Below are 14,425 nucleotides of genomic sequence, written 5' to 3'. Positions count from 1 at the left end.
GGGAGGGGGGTCTTTGGTGGCTCCCACCGGCCCGGCCCCCCCACCTCCCCCGGGTCCCCCCCCCGCCCCCCCGCCCCCCCGCCCCCGCCGCGTCACGGGCTTCGCCGGCCGTCAGAGCCGGACCGGTAGGGCCCGCAGGTGGAAGCCGTCGCCCGGCCAGTGCGGTGGTCACGATGTGCCTCTTTCCTTCGGTTCCCGATCTCCTGCACGGTCATCGGTCTTCCGGGCCTGCTCTCGGCGCGGTCCCGGGGGCGGTGGCCGAACCGCGACTCCCGTGGAATTGAACGTGTTCAATATGCGCGCTAGGCTCGGGGCGAAGATGAGGGGGAACTCATGAAGATCGTCATCCCCGGCGGCTCCGGCGCGCTCGGAACCCTGCTCGACCGCAGTCTGACGGCCGCCGGGCACCAGGTCACGGTGCTCAGCCGGCGCCCCGCCGGGCCCCGGCAGGTCGGCTGGGACGGGCGGACCCAGGGCGCCTGGGCGGCCGAGCTGGACGGCAGCGACGTGGTCGTCAACCTGGCCGGGCGCAGCGTCAACTGCCGCTACACGCAGGAGAACCAGCGGGCCATGATGGACTCCCGGGTGGACTCCGCCCGGGCCGTCGGCCGGGCGATCGCAGCCGCCCGCCGGCCGCCCGCCGTGTGGCTGCAGATGAGCACCGCCACCGTCTACGCCCACCGGTACGACGCGCCCAACGGCGAGCTGGACGGCCGGATCGGCGGCACCGAGCCCGACGCCCCCGCCTCCTGGCGGTACAGCGTCGAGATCGCCCGGGCCTGGGAGGACGCCCAGGCGGACGCCGACACCCCGCACACCCGGCGCCTCGCGCTGCGCACCGCCGTCGTCCTGGGCCCCGAGCGCGGGGGCGCCTTCGACTCGTTGTCCTGGCTGGCCCGGCTCGGCGTCGGCGGGCCGATCGCGGGCGGCGCCCAGTACGTGTCCTGGATCCACGAGCGGGACTTCGTCCGCGCCGTCGAGTTCCTGGTCGCGCGGCCGGAGCTCAGCGGCCCGGTCAACCTCGCCGCCCCGAACCCGCTGCCCCAGCGCGAGTTCATGCGCGAGCTGCGCGCGGGCTGGGGCATGCCGCTTGCGCTCCCGGCGACCCGCTGGATGGCCGAACTCGGCGCCTTCGCGCTGCGCTCGGAGAGCGAACTGCTGTTGAAGAGCCGCCGGGTGGTGCCCGCCCGGCTGCTGGAGGCGGGCTTCGCCTTCGCCTACCCGGACTGGCCGCAGGCCGCCCGCAACCTGGTACGCCGGCTGCGCGGACGGTGAAGCGGGCGCTGAGAGGGGCGCTGGGACGGGGGCGGCGCAGGTTCGGGGGAGGGCCGAGGGCGTCACGGGGCTGTCACAGCTGCGCGCCGGAGCTTGCCCGGAGCGGGCCGGGACGGGACGGTGGTGGCGGCCACGGGGGGCGGGGCCACGGGGGAGGGGGCGCGGGATGCGCACGGTTCGGTTGTCGTCCATGCAGATGCGGAGCGAGCGCTCCGGTGTCGGCTTCGTGCTGATGGTCGCCACGGGCATCGCCCTGGTGGGCACCGGTGCGATCGACCCCTTCGGAGCCTTCCTGGTCGCGGTGCTGGTGGCCGCGGCCGCGTTCTTCGCGACCCCGTACGCCTTCTGGCTGCGGGTGGACGAGCGGGGCGTCACCCTCGTCCGGTACCTGCTGCCGCGCCGCTTCGCGTGGACGGAACTCCGCGGGCTGGCCATGGAGTTCGGCGAGGAGGAGGAGATCGGTACCCGCCGTCTCACGCTGCGCCTGCGGCTCGCCGATCCGCCGGGCCGGTTCCCCGGACCGCTGCTCGGCACGTTCCCGGTCACCCAGGAGGACACCCCGTCGGGCGTGCCGTCCCGGGCCATGGCCGAGCTGTTCGCGCTGTTCGGTGAGCGCGGACTGCCCGTCGAGGAGGCGGAGTTCGCGAACGAGGTGCTCCGGGTGCGCGGCTTCCCGCCGCTGCCGCCGCTGCGGGTGTGGGCCGCGCCCGCCGAGGGGGTGCCCGGGGCGGAGCGGGCCTACGCCGACGCGCCGGGCATCGAGCAGGAGGCGGACGCCCTGCCGGCCGAGGGCCGGCGGCCCCGGCAGCGGGGGCGGCGCGAGTACCTGCTGCGCCGCGCCGCGTTGGCCGACCGGGTCTTCCTGCGGGACGGGGACGGGCTGGCGCTGGCGATCGCCCTGCGGGCGGCGGAGCAGCTGGTCACGTACGACCGGATCACGGTCGAGGGCGACCAGCGGCACTACGTGCGCGAGCAGTACCTGAGCTGGCGCGCCCTCAATCCGTAGCGGGTTCAGTCCCCGGCCGGGCCGGGGCCGTGGCCAGCAGGTGGTCCAGCACCCGGCCGAACACCAGCCGGCCGGCGAGGGCCACCGCCGGGTCGAACAGCCGGGGCAGCCCGGTGATGCGCAGCTCCTCGGCCCACACCGCCTCGCTGCCCGCGCCGACCGCGCGGACCCGCAGCTCGGCGCCGCCGCGCACCACCCGGCCGCGCTTCGCCAGCCGGCACCGCTCGGGCGCGGCCAGCTCGACCAGCTCCATCGGGTCGTCGAGGCGCAGCGGCCCCAGGGTCGTCCGGGCCAGGACCACGTCCCCCACCTGCTGCCCGTCGCCCTGGACCACGGTCACCCGGGTGAACGGCACCCGGTCGCCGTGCCGGTGCCAGGCGGTCAGCCGGGCCCAGCACTCGGCGGGCGGCAGCGGGGAACGGCGGGTCAGGACGAAACGGGCCATGCCGCAGTCTACGGCTCCCGCGGCGCGACGGCCGGACGGCGGTTGCCGGTGAGGCGGCCTGGGCGGCCTGGGCGGGCAGGTGGGCCGACGCGACGGCGCGGAGGCGGAGCGCCGCCGCCGCACGGCCGCCGGGTGACCGTCAGTTCAGCCGGGCGCCGTCCGGGTGGGTCGGCGTCGGCAGCTGCTGCCGGTGGTCCGGCGGGTAGAACTGCCGGGCCCAGTGCCGCATCGCGCCGATCGGCCCGTCGCCGGCCGCGAGCCGTGGCGGGGTGAGGTACTTCTTGGTGGACCAGATCGGGAAGTCGGCCGAGGTGAACTCGACGCTGTGCCGGAACATCGGACCGGCCAGCAGTCTGGTCACCGTGCGGCTGACCGTCCGGGCGAGCGCCGGCGGCAGTGCGGCCGGTTCCGCCAGGGCGAAGCGGCTCGCCTGGCGCAGCTGCATCCGGGCGGGGGCGACCTGGGTGGGCATGACCAGGGAGCAGATCTGCAGGCCGAGCGAGCGGGTGTGGATGTCCGTGTGCAGCGCGGTGAGGCCGTAGCCGTCGACCTCGACCTCCACCTCGCGCATCCCGACCAGGGGAAACTTCTCCCGTACCCGCATCGAGATGTGGAAGCGCGGCCCGTCGAAGACGACCGGGGCCGCCAACTCGCCCTCCGGCCAGCCGTGCAGGGTGACGAAATGGCCGAGGTCGAAGGAGTTCTCCATGACGTCCTGGGCGTGGCCGGGCAGTTCGAAGGAGATGTGCCGCAGCGGCCGGCCGCCGAGGACGTGCCAGGCGGGGATCTCCCAGTCCGGCTCCCGGCCGTCGTGGTGGCGCCAGACGAAGACCGCCTCGTTCACCTCGCGCACCGGCAGCGGGGACAGCGCGGCGCGGGGCGGCGGGGTGCCGTAGCCGGTGCGTACGCAGCGGCCGTCGGCGTCGAAGGCGAAGCGGTGGAAGGGACAGAGCAGGTGGGTGCCCTGGACCTCGGCGAGTCCGAGGTGGGCGCCCAGGTGCGGGCAGTACGGGCGGACGGCGCGCAGGCGGCCGTCGCGCAACCGGTACAGCACCACGTCCTCGCCGGCGAGTTGCCGGGTGATCACCGTTCCGGGCTTGAGTTCGGCGGAGAAGGCGAGCGCGGCCCAGCCGTCGGGGTAGGGCAGGGCGGGCGGCAGCGCGACGTCGGCGGCGGTCGGTCGGGAACTGACGGGGTGGACGTGCGGGTGGGACACGTGGATGGGCCCTCCTGTCGGTCTGTCCGGCGCGGCCCGTCCCAGGCGCTTGGCGTCCGAACAGCGTGGATCTTCGATGCTAGCCACGGATCGGAGTGCTTCGTGCGGTCAATCTCCGCATGGGGGCAAAGGTCTGATGATCAGTCGGGTGCGTGAGGATCGGTCAAAGCTTGGTAAAGTCCGGTCCGTTCCCTGGATGTGCCATTGCACATGTCACATCATGCTCCCCATGAGAAAAGCCATCGCCCTGCTCTCGGCCGCTGCGGCTCTCGCCACCTTCGGCGGACTCGTCGGCCCCGCCTCGGCCGCCGAACCGGACAGCCCCGACCTGGTCGACACCGGCCAGGGCACGCTCGCCTGGAGCTCCTGCAACGACCCGGCCACCCCGGCCCTCCAGTGCGCGATGCTGGAGGTGCCGGTGGACTACGCCGCCCCGCACGGGCGCAAGATCAGGATCAAGCTCAACCGGCTGCCCGCCACCGCGCCCAAGGACAAGCAGCAGGGTCCGATCCTGCTCAACCCCGGCGGCCCCGGCGACTCCGGTCTGTGGATGCCGGCCTACATCGCCGGGAAGATCCCGGCGGACGTCGCCGCCACCTACGACTGGATCGGCTTCGACCCGCGCGGCACCAACGGCAGCGACCCCCACGTCATCTGCGACGCCCACTACTTCGACGCCGAACGCCCCGACTACCAGCTGAGCCAGGGCACCTCGAAGGCCTGGCTCAAGAAGGCGGCCGGCTACGCGGCCGACTGCGCGGCCGACTGGTCCTGGCTGCTGCCGCACATGACCACCGTCGACAACGCCCGTGACCTGGACAGCATCCGACGGGCCCTCGGCGTACCGAAGATCAACTACTACGGCGGTTCCTGGGGCACCTCGCTCGGCTCGACCTACGGCCAGCTCTTCCCCTCCCACGTGCGCCGGATGGTGCTGGACAGCATCGTCGGCCCGACCATCAGCTGGTACGACCACAACGTCCTCCAGGACGAGGAGCACCAGCGCCGCTTCGACGCCTTCACCGCCTGGACCGCCAAGGCCGACCCGACCTACCACCTGGGCACCGACCCCGCCGCCGTGGCCCAGGCCTACCACCAGGTCGAGGACGCCCTGCGCAAGGACCCGGTCGACGCCGCCCCCGCACCCGGGAAGATCGGCCCCGCCGAGTTCGAGGACACCTTCTACGGCGGCGGCTACAACTTCCTGCGCTGGCCCCGGATGGCCACCGTGCTCTCCGCCTACCTCACCCAGCACGACACCCGGCCGCTGAACATCGCCTACAACAAGTACGCTGCCCCCGGCGCCGACGACGGGGCCTTCCCCGCCTACAACGCGGCCCAGTGCACCGAGAACGCCTGGCCGCGCGACTGGGAGTACTGGAAGAAGGACCAGGCGAAGGTCGACGCCCGCGCACCCTTCTACGCCTATAACAACATGTGGTACAACGCCGCCTGCATGTTCTGGCCCTACCAGGGCAACCCGGCCGGCCGCTTGAAGATCACCGGCAAGGGCCTGCCCCCCGTCCTGCTCTTCCAGGCCACCGAGGACGCCGCCACCCCCTACCAGGGCGGCCTCGCCATGCACGACGCGCTGCCGGGCTCCAAGCTCGTCGTCCAGAACGGCGGCAGCTTCCACGAGATCCTCTTCCACGACAACGCCTGCCTGGACGACACCTTCACCGCCTACCTGCGCGACGGCAGCCTGCCCCAGGGCAAGGGACGGATCGCCAAGACCTGCGCCCCGGAGGCCGACCCGGCCCCCGTGTACGTGACCCCGCCGCCCGCCACCGCGAAGGCCCTCACCACCGCACCGGCCGCCCCGCTCGCCCCCACCGACCCCGAGGCCCTGCGCGGGGTGCTGCGCTAGGAATCCCCTGTAGGACCGACAGCACTGAGCGGCGCAGCCCCCCTTCACCGGGGGGCTGCGCCGCAGAGGTGGCGCGAGGGCTGGTGGCCGCCGGGTTCGCGGACCCGGCGGCCACCCGCGCTGTCCAGGAGGCCTACTCGAACTCGGTACGTGCGATCAGGCCGTGCCAGGTGTTCCGCCCGACCAGGCCGTCCACGCCGCCGGCGTCGGAGTACTTGTGCTGGTAGGCCACGACCGCGTCGTACGTCTTGCCGCCGAAGTCGCCGTCCACGAAATTGGGGACGTCCTGGCTCTGGACGAGGCCCAGCTGTACGAGATCGGACTGCAGCTCCTTGACGCAGACGCCGCCCGAGCCCTTGCCGAGCGTCACGTCCGGGAGGTCCCAGCCCAGGTAGTGGTAGCGGCCGACCTCCTGCATGCAGGACTGCCAGTAGCCGTACTGCGCCTGGGCCGGCGTTGCGGTCAGCCCTGCGACGGCCGCCACCACCGCGCCGAGCATCGCGGTGTTACGTACGGCACGCTTGCCTGCTGCCTTCATGGGTCTGCCCTTCGAGTGGTGGGTGGGCCGGGCGGTTCCCGCGCCGGCCGTCGGTGCTGCCCGGAACGGTCAGTTGTCGAACCGCTGGCACGCGTAGTTCGGGTGGTAGAGCTTCTCCCAGGTGCTGGGGCCGACGATGCCGTCCTCCGACAGTCCGTTGCAGTGCTGGACCCAGATCACGCCGGCGTACGTCTGCTGGCCGTACTTGCCGTCTATCTGCACGGCGTTGTTCATCCCGAAGCCGCTCTCGAAGAGGATCAGGCACTGGGCCTGCTTGACCGCGTCGTTGTTCTGGTTCGGGGACACGTAGGGCCTTGCGCTGTCCGAGATGTAGCTGCAGTACCCGTCCGCGGAAGCCTGCGGGGCCAGGGCCACCACGCCTCCCAGGGCGATGGCAGCAGATGCGGTGAGGGCGGCCATCCGGCGCCGGAACTTGCTCATGACGAACTCCCTGGAAACAGCTGTCGTGTACGGAACTTCGGGCGGATCCTCGCGACCTTCGGCCGGCCGGAGGTGCCCCACCGGCGGCCCAGGACCTGGGCCGCCGGGACCTGAGGGGGGATCACCAGGCGACGAAGCGCAGCGCGGGCCAGGTGTCGGGGCCGACGAAGCCGTCCTGGGCCAGGCTCTCCCCACGCTGGACGACACGAACAGCGTCCTGCGTCTTCGGCCCGTAGTAGCCGTCCACGGTCAGGTTGTTGCCGATCGTGTTGAGCAGGCACTGCGCCTCGACGGTGGCCCAGCTGAAGGTGGACGGGGACGGGGTCTCGGTGTAGCCGTTGTAGAAGCCGAAGTGCTTGTCCGACTCGGAGGGCTTGAACGGCGCGCCGCCCTGCTCGTACTCACGGCCGGCGCAGCTGATCGGGGTTGCCGCCGACGCGGTACCGGCGGTGGCGATGCCACCCGTGGCGAGGAGCAGGGTCGCGGCCACCGCGAGAGTGGCCTTCTTCATGACGTTCATCGCAATCCTCCGTAGCCAGGACACCGGCCGCAGTCGCCCGGCTCGCCCCGTGATCCGTCGGTCCAGCCCGGAACCGACAGGGAGGACTTTGCACCAGGCGCGAGCCCGTTCGGCCCGCTGGGACGTCGACAGGGGACGCCTCTGCTCGTCCCAGGGCGCTGACCTGCGGCTTGGGACACGGCGACCGGTCATCCGGGGACGAGGGGGGACACGGGAGGGACGGCGCAACGGTTCCAGGAGTCGTTGCAACACCCCAGCTCAGGAGGTGCATGGCAGCCGGCGGGCGGCGTTGCGGGGCACCGGCCCGGAGGCCGTGCGGGGCGTGCTCCGCTAGGAACCGCCGCCGGAAGGACCGACGGCACTGAGCGGCGCGGCCAGCGACTCCAGGCTCCGTCGCTCGGCCTTCACCCCGATGGCGGCCTCGACGAGGCCGGCGGCCGTCATCAGGGCGGCGCCGATGCAGAAGGCGAGCGTGGTGTCGGCGACCTTCCCGCTGCTGACCAGGCCGTTGAAGAGCAGCGGCCCGCTGATGCCGCCGACCGCCGTGCCGACGGCGTAGAAGAAGGCGATGGACATGGCCCGGGTCTCCAGCGGGAAGATCTCGCTGACCGTCAGGTAGGCCGCGCTGGCCCCCGCCGAGGCGAGGAAGAGCACGGCCGTCCAGCAGGCCGTCATGGTGGCGGCGGAGAGCGAGCCGTGCTGGAACAGCGCGGCGGTGCCGAACAGCAGGACCCCGGAGCCGAGGTAGGTACCGGCGATCATGGGCCTGCGGCCGACGGAGTCGAAGAGGTGGCCGAGCAGCAGCGGGCCGAGGAAGTTGCCGACCGCGATCACCGCGAAGTAGTAGCCGGTGTCGCCCTCCGGCACCGCGAAGTAGGTGGTCAGGATGGTGGCGTAACCGAAGGTCACCGCGTTGTAGAGGAAGGCCTGACCGATGAAGAGCGCCAGGCCGAGGACGGTGCGGCGGGGGTAGCGGCGCACCACGGTGCGGGCGATGGCGACGAAGCCGAGCGGCTTGCGCTCGCGGATCAGGATCGGCTCCCCGGTGACCGCCGGGAGCGGCTCCCCGGTCTCCTCCTCGATGCTCCGCTCGGCCTCCGCGACGACCTGCTCGGCCTCCGGCGCCCGCCCGTGGGTGAACAGCCAGCGCGGGCTCTCCGGCACGTGCCGGCGCACCAGCAGGATCACCAGGCCCAGCACCACGCCGATGCCGAAGGCGAGCCGCCAGCCGACGTCGGTGGCGAACAGCGAGGTGTTGAGCAGGGCGATGGAGGCGAAGGCGCCGACGGCGGCGCCGATCCAGAAGCTGCCGTTGATGATCAGGTCGACCCGGCCGCGGACCCGGGCCGGGATCAGTTCGTCGATCGCCGAGTTGATGGCCGCGTACTCGCCGCCGATGCCGAAGCCGGTGAAGAAGCGGCAGAGGAAGAAGAACCAGGCCGTCCAGGACAGCGCGGTGACGGCGGTGGCGGCCAGGTAGACGGCCAGGGTGACCATGAACAGCTTCTTGCGGCCCAGCCGGTCGGTCAGCCAGCCGAAGAAGAGGGCGCCGGTGCAGGCGCCCGCCACGTACACGGCGGCCGCGACGGTGGTCACCTGGGCGGTGGTGATGGCGATGCCGCTGCCGTCCTGGGCGAGCCGGCCGGCCATGTTGCCGACGATCGTCACCTCCAGGCCGTCCAGGATCCACACCGTGCCCAGGCCGATCACGATCCGCCAGTGCCAGCGCGACCACGGCAGCCGGTCCAGCCGGGCGGGCACGTCGGTGGCGATCACCCCCGGTGGGGGCTGCCGGTGCTCGGACGCGGATGGGGTCGGCTTCGTCGGATCGGTCATGACGGTCCTCCTTCGTCGGCCGGATGACTGCTCACGGATGCCTGGTGCCCGGAGAACCGCTCCGGATGCCTGGTGCCCGGATGACTCCCGCCTGGTCGTCACGCTCGGTGAACGGCCGGGACTATTCCGTCATGATGCCCCGGTGGCGGCCGGCCCGCCGCCCGTACGGCACTCGAACGGTCGGACGGCTCCGGGCGTGGCGCCCGGTGGCCGGGTCGATGGGCTGGGAAGCAGGTGGTGCGGCGGCGACGCCGCGATCCGGGCGCCGAGCGCCACACCGCCGACGGCCCTGGCTTCGGAGCGGGCGGATGGTCAGGCGCCGTGCAGGTGGCGGGTGAGTTCGCCGAAGGCCAGGAAGCAGGGGATGACGAGCAGGAGGGCGGTGAGGACGGCCCGGAGCGCACCGCGCCGCCGAAGGCCCGCGAGCAGCAGCAGGGCCGTGGCCGGGAAGATCCCGAGGAGGAACGGCAGGGGGACCAGGAAGTACGGGACGGAGACGGCGGCTTCGGCGACGAACACCAGCCCCGCGACGGCCAGGCAGGCCCGGCGGAACACCGCGGCGTCGGTGGTCAGCAGGGGCAGCGCGGTGAGCGTCAGGGCCGCCCACCAGAGGGCGGCGAGCCACGGGGTGACGGAGCTGTCGATCAGGAACCAGGGCTGCGCCCAGGTGGCGGTCGCGAGCAGGACGAGCGGCCAGGGCCGGTCGGCTCTGCGGGTGGAGAGCTGTGGTGACATCCGGTCCCCCCGGTGGCTTTGAACGGGTTCAAACTGAACGAGTTCAAAACTACGCGCGGAGGCTTCCCTCCAGCAAGTCCGGACCTCGGCCCGTGCTTCCGGGCCGTCAGTTGCACCGCCCGCTGCCGCTGTAGCAGGGCACGTACCAGGTGGGCAGCGGTGGCGGCGGCGCGGGGTGGCGGCGGTCCCACTCGTGCTGCATCAGCAGCGCGGAGGCCGTCAGTGCCAGCGCGACCAGCACCTGGATCGCCGCCGTCCAGCGCGCCCGCAGCAGCGCCGCGACCCCGGCGAGCCCGAGCGCGAGGCACACCAGGTGCCAGGTGAAGTCGAGTTGGGCGCGGGCCGGCCGGTCGCCCGCGCCGGCGGCGCCCTGTCCCGCCCAGGCCTCCATACCGAAGGCGAACATCCGCAGCACGTAGGCGACCGCCAGGGCGAGGAGGAGCAGCACGCCGATGCCGAGGTCGAGGCCGAGCGTCGGTCGCGGCGGGCGGCGGAGCGGGCGCAGGCGGCCCCGGAGGCGGGTGGCGGCGGGGGAGCGGTCGGTCGGCGGCATGCGGACAGCCTGCCAGGGGTGGGGCGGTGTGGAACTGAGTACGGATACTCGGTTCCCTCGGCGACGAACGGCCGTCGGAGGCCCGCGCCCCGGCCCGCACGCCACGGCCCGCGCGCCGGGGCCCGGGGCCCGGTCGAACACCCGGTGCACCGCCCGGTGCGCCTGGGCGTGCGCCGGTGCGCCGGTCGGGTGCATGCGCCCAAATCACTGGGTGAGACACGGAGTTGGCGCTTTGCTGCGGCGTGGTGGAGCATGGGCGGGGCCCGGTCTGTTGCGGCGCGCTTGCGCCCGGCCGGAGCGGTACGCGAACGGCGAGAGGAGGCGGGTCCCGTGGTTTCGGTGACACGTCCGTTTCTGGTCCGGGGGAGGGCGGTTCCGCTGGCCAGGTACCTGGCGGAGGAGGAGATCGAGGGCCTGGTGGCCTGTTCGTGCATCGGCAACGAGGTCACCATCGACCTCGCGGACACCCGGATCCTGGTGAGCCTGGCCGACGTCGGTGCGGTGGTGGGCCTGACCTTCCACATGATCCAGGACGGTCCGGCCAAGCCCCGTTCCTGGACCCGCCGTCTGCCCAGCGACACCGGGCCGAAGGAGCTCGCGACCCGCATCGCCCGGGACGTGCGGACCCTGGAGCGCGAACTGGCGCCACTGCGCCGCCGGCCCCCGGAGCGCCCGGAGCGCCGTGGGGCGGTCGGCTGAACCGGTGTTGCCGTGCCGGTGGCCCGACGGCTTCCGGTGGACCCATGGTCGGCAGGGTCCCGCGAGTGGACAGTTGGGCCCGGTGGCGGTTCGGCCACCGGGCCCGGGACGGCGTCCTGACGGCTGACTACTTGGTCACCAGCCAGGACAGGCTGCCGGTCAGGTCCTTCCGCAGGGCCGGGTCCGCGACGGCCGGGGTCGGGTCGGTGGCCACGGCGGTGAGCAGGTGGGGGCGTGAGCGCGGGCCGGTGAGGTGCAGTGCGTCCAGGTCGAGCGCGCTGCGTCCGCGCAGCCTGGGCTGTTCGCGTCCGTCGAGGTACCAGTGCAGTTGGGTGCCGGGGACGGGCAGGTCGACGGTCAGCTGGTCGGCGGCGGTGAGCCGACTGCCGGTGGGGGTGGGGCTGGTCAGCGGGGTGGCGTGGCGGTAGAAGCCGGCGATCATCGCCTCCCGTCCGGGCAGGTTGAACTCGCGGCCGAGCGAGCGCATGATCGAGTTCTCCGTCGGCCGGTACAGCCCCGTCGGGTAGTAGCCGCCGCCCTCGTAGCTGCCGACCGTCCCGCCGTCGGGCGAGGCCTGGCCGAGCCAGCGGGTCCACTTGGTGCCCTGGTCGCGCATCCGGTCGGCGGTCAGGGTGCTGAGGTTGGCCTCGGGGGGTTCCGCGCCCTGGTACGTCCCCTGGCCGTCGTAGGCGTACTCGTCGGCCAGCTTGCCCAGTGAGTGGCCGGTCTCGTGCACGGCGATCTGCCCGGACTTCGCGTTGCCGCCCGCGACGGTGGCGATGCCCTCGTAGCCGAGCGGGGACTTGATGTCGTTGTAGCCCGCGCCGCCGTACTTGGCGGTGTTGGCCACGACGATCACCAGGTCCGCCTGCGGGGCCTTGGCGGCGTAGCGGTCGACGGCCTTGTCGTCCACGCAGAGCAGCCGTTCCACGCCGTCGCACCAGAAGTAGGAGCCGAGTGCGGTGTGCCGGACGGTGGCCTGGTCCGGATCGCCGGTGACGCCGGACTCCGGGGAGACGGCGGACACCGCCCAGACGTTGAACAGCTGCCGGTAGGTGGCGTACGGCTCGACGGCGGTGATCTCGCGCCACTTCTCGGCCGCGTCGGTGCGGAACTTCTGCTGTTCCTGGGCGGTGTAGCCGTCGCCGACCACCACCACGTCGAGCTTGGTGGCCGGGTCGCCGTTGCGGACCAGGGCGGTGACCTCGCCGTCGCCGTCGGTGCCCGGGGCGGTGAGGCCGGCGGGCGGCGTGGCCAGGTACGGGGAGGCGGCGGGGGCCGTGGCGCGGGCGATGGTCCCGTCCTCGGCGAAGGCCTCGACCTGGTGCCGGGGCCGGTCGGTGCCCGGTGCGGTGGATGCGCCGGGTATGCCGGAGGTGCCGGGCGAGCCGGGCTCCGGTGCGCTCCAGGCGGGGGAGGCGCCGAGGAGCGCGGCGGCGAGGGCGGCGGTCAGCAGGGCCGGTGCGGTCCTGCTCCTTCTTCTTCTGGTCGTGAGCGGCACGGAGTTCCTCCCGGTGGGCGGCGATGTGGGGAGGCTCCTTCCCTTGTTGGGGACCTGACAATCAGGAGAACTCGTTGAGGATGCCGCGGAAGAGGGCGGTCGCGGCGATCCAGCACAGGGCGGCGACGATCAGGGTGACGACCAGCGGCCACTGGAGGGTGAGCAGCGCGATGGAGCCGAGGAGCGTGGCGAACACGTTCGCCACGACGGTGACGGCCAGGAAGAACGGCGCGACCCCGTCGTCCTGCGGCCACGCCTGGGTGAGCACCAGGGCCGTCCCGGCGGCGATCAGCAGGCTGAGCACGGCGGCGTCCATCCACGGGTAGGTCTCCGTCCGGGAGCGGTGGCCGTGGTAGCTGATCTCGATGACCCGGCCGTGCAGGACGTTCACGTCCACGGTGGTGCCGGCGGTGACGTCGTCGTAGAACGCCTTGCCGACGCCGTACTCGGCCGCCGGTGCTGTTTCGCGGGCCACGGTCAGCGTGTAGGGATCCGAGTCGGAGCTCGCATCCAGGTGCTTCCCGGTCACCCGGCCGCTCTCCCGTGTCGCGCAGTCGTCGGACGGCTTCGCGGTCGCGGTGCAGAGCGGTGTGTCGTGGTAGTGGCGCACGTCCTCGAAGGCGCCGGTGAACCGGACGAAGCCCGCGACGACGAGTGCGATGCCGATCAGGCCGAGCACGATCCGGGCGACGGGCCGCAGCCCGGCGCCGAGGGGCGGCGGCACCTTCCAGCCGTCCGGGTTCGGGCGTGCGTCCCGGACGGGAACCGCGTCCTCAGGCATCGCCGCGGTCCAGCGCCGGCACGGTGTGCTCGTTCATCGCCACCCCCATCGAGTCCTCCCCGGCCACCCCGGCGTTCGCTGTCGATGCGCCGCCGGCCACTGCCCGGATCATGCCAGGGAACGGCGGAGTGCGCGAGGAATTGCCCCTGCCCGGAACGGACTTGTCAGCGGAGATAGGTTGGCGGGCATGACGTCGACGCCCGATGCGATGAGCCCGGTCTCCCGCACCGCCCTGCCCGTGGCGCTGGTGCGGGCCCACGAGAGCACCCGGCCGGAGCCGCTGTTCACCGACCCGTACGCGGCCCGGTTCGCCGAGGCCGCCGGGCTGCCCGCCGAACTCCCCGAGCGGGCGAGGCGCGAGGGCCTCGCCGCGGCGCTCGCCGTGCACATCGTGCTGCGGACCCGCTACTACGACGACCGGCTGCTGGCCGCCCGGGCCGAGCAGGTGGTGCTGCTGGCGGCAGGGCTGGACGCCCGGGCCTACCGGCTGGACTGGCCGGGCGGCACCCGGCTGTGGGAACTGGACCTGCCGCCGGTGCTGGAGTTCAAGGAGCAGGTGCTCGACGCGGCCGACGCCGCGCCGTCCTGCCACCGCCAGGTGCTGCCGGGCGACCTGCTCGACCCGGGGTGGCCGCGCCGCCTGGTCGCGGCGGGCTTCGACCCGCAACTGCCCACCGCCTGGCTGGCCGAGGGGCTGCTGGTGTACCTGAGCGCCGAGCAGGCGGCAGGGCTGCTCACGGCCGTCGGCTCGCTCTCGGCGCCGGGCAGCCGACTGCTGATGGAGCGCGGCCGGGACGTCTCCCGCAGCCCGGAGGATCCGGCGCTGGCCCACGTCACCGAGCTCTGGCAGGGCGGGCTCGGCCCCGACGCCGACCAGTGGCTGAACGCCCATGGCTGGCAGGCCCGGACCACCTCCCTCGCCGAGGTCGGGGAGGCCTACGGCCGCCCGCTGCCCGAGGGCGCCGGCCGGACCAGCGGTTTCATCGAGGCGGTCCGTACGGCCGAGGGCTGA

15 protein-coding genes are annotated in these 14,425 nt (G+C 73.2%); 5 read left to right on the top strand and 10 right to left on the bottom strand.

From position 1 onward, the window contains the following. The first annotated feature begins 333 nt into the window (after positions 1 to 333). On the top strand, positions 334 to 1,275 hold the full coding sequence (locus ACZ58X_RS39525; RefSeq protein ID WP_470338400.1) for a TIGR01777 family oxidoreductase: 942 nt from the start codon (positions 334 to 336) through the stop codon (positions 1,273 to 1,275). A gap of 190 nt (positions 1,276 to 1,465) precedes the next feature. After that, positions 1,466 to 2,281, top strand: a complete 816-nt coding sequence (locus tag ACZ58X_RS39520; protein ID WP_470338399.1) for a hypothetical protein — start codon at positions 1,466 to 1,468, stop codon at positions 2,279 to 2,281. On the opposite strand, the gene ACZ58X_RS39515 is transcribed toward ACZ58X_RS39520, so the two are convergent. Both ACZ58X_RS39515 and ACZ58X_RS39510 read right to left on the bottom strand, forming a co-directional pair. Next, complete coding sequence (locus tag ACZ58X_RS39515; RefSeq protein WP_470338398.1) at positions 2,271 to 2,726, bottom strand: SRPBCC family protein; 456 nt, start codon at positions 2,724 to 2,726, stop codon at positions 2,271 to 2,273. The two genes, ACZ58X_RS39520 and ACZ58X_RS39515, sit on opposite strands and share 11 nt — an antisense overlap. A gap of 139 nt (positions 2,727 to 2,865) precedes the next feature. After that, positions 2,866 to 3,942, bottom strand: coding sequence for a Rieske 2Fe-2S domain-containing protein (locus ACZ58X_RS39510; RefSeq protein ID WP_470338397.1), 1,077 nt, complete (start codon positions 3,940 to 3,942; stop codon positions 2,866 to 2,868). A 229-nt stretch (positions 3,943 to 4,171) separates the two neighbouring features. Here ACZ58X_RS39510 and ACZ58X_RS39505 point away from each other — a divergent pair, with 229 nt between their 5' ends. Next, positions 4,172 to 5,809 carry an alpha/beta hydrolase gene (locus ACZ58X_RS39505; protein WP_470338396.1) on the top strand — a complete coding sequence of 546 codons (1,638 nt, stop codon included), beginning with the start codon at positions 4,172 to 4,174 and terminating at the stop codon, positions 5,807 to 5,809. A gap of 133 nt (positions 5,810 to 5,942) precedes the next feature. Here the strand turns inward: ACZ58X_RS39505 and ACZ58X_RS39500 are convergent, their stop codons facing one another. From ACZ58X_RS39500 to ACZ58X_RS39475, 6 genes are all read right to left on the bottom strand, one after another. Further along, a complete protein-coding gene (locus ACZ58X_RS39500; RefSeq protein WP_470338395.1) occupies positions 5,943 to 6,347 on the bottom strand; it encodes a peptidoglycan-binding domain-containing protein in 405 nt (134 codons plus the stop codon). Between the two features lie 69 nt (positions 6,348 to 6,416). Next, positions 6,417 to 6,788 carry a peptidoglycan-binding domain-containing protein gene (locus ACZ58X_RS39495; protein ID WP_470338394.1) on the bottom strand — a complete coding sequence of 124 codons (372 nt, stop codon included), beginning with the start codon at positions 6,786 to 6,788 and terminating at the stop codon, positions 6,417 to 6,419. Between the two features lie 121 nt (positions 6,789 to 6,909). After that, positions 6,910 to 7,308: a peptidoglycan-binding domain-containing protein gene (locus ACZ58X_RS39490; RefSeq protein WP_470338393.1), complete on the bottom strand. Its 399-nt coding sequence runs from the start codon at positions 7,306 to 7,308 to the stop codon at positions 6,910 to 6,912. 330 nt (positions 7,309 to 7,638) lie between these two features. After that, positions 7,639 to 9,144 (bottom strand): MFS transporter, encoded by a 1,506-nt coding sequence (locus ACZ58X_RS39485; protein WP_470338392.1) that lies wholly within the window; start codon positions 9,142 to 9,144, stop codon positions 7,639 to 7,641. Positions 9,145 to 9,456: 312 nt separating this feature from the next. Continuing rightward, positions 9,457 to 9,879 carry a hypothetical protein gene (locus tag ACZ58X_RS39480; RefSeq protein ID WP_470338391.1) on the bottom strand — a complete coding sequence of 141 codons (423 nt, stop codon included), beginning with the start codon at positions 9,877 to 9,879 and terminating at the stop codon, positions 9,457 to 9,459. Between the two features lie 106 nt (positions 9,880 to 9,985). Then, positions 9,986 to 10,432 carry a DUF6234 family protein gene (locus ACZ58X_RS39475; RefSeq protein ID WP_470338390.1) on the bottom strand — a complete coding sequence of 149 codons (447 nt, stop codon included), beginning with the start codon at positions 10,430 to 10,432 and terminating at the stop codon, positions 9,986 to 9,988. Positions 10,433 to 10,771: 339 nt separating this feature from the next. Here ACZ58X_RS39475 and ACZ58X_RS39470 point away from each other — a divergent pair, with 339 nt between their 5' ends. Then, complete coding sequence (locus ACZ58X_RS39470; RefSeq protein ID WP_470338389.1) at positions 10,772 to 11,131, top strand: hypothetical protein; 360 nt, start codon at positions 10,772 to 10,774, stop codon at positions 11,129 to 11,131. A gap of 127 nt (positions 11,132 to 11,258) precedes the next feature. Here ACZ58X_RS39470 and ACZ58X_RS39465 read toward each other — a convergent pair whose 3' ends face one another. Further along, positions 11,259 to 12,632 (bottom strand): M64 family metallopeptidase, encoded by a 1,374-nt coding sequence (locus tag ACZ58X_RS39465; protein ID WP_470338388.1) that lies wholly within the window; start codon positions 12,630 to 12,632, stop codon positions 11,259 to 11,261. Between the two features lie 61 nt (positions 12,633 to 12,693). Beyond that, entirely contained in the window at positions 12,694 to 13,413 is a 720-nt protein-coding gene (locus ACZ58X_RS39460; protein WP_470338387.1) for a hypothetical protein, read from the bottom strand. A 187-nt stretch (positions 13,414 to 13,600) separates the two neighbouring features. On the opposite strand from ACZ58X_RS39460, the gene ACZ58X_RS39455 reads away from it, so the two are divergent. Beyond that, a complete protein-coding gene (locus tag ACZ58X_RS39455; protein ID WP_470338386.1) occupies positions 13,601 to 14,425 on the top strand; it encodes an SAM-dependent methyltransferase in 825 nt (274 codons plus the stop codon).

The organism is Kitasatospora sp. NPDC040550, from assembly GCF_055594965.1.
Note: the sequence above shows the minus strand (reverse complement) of the source record. Positions and strands in the feature narration are given on the sequence as shown.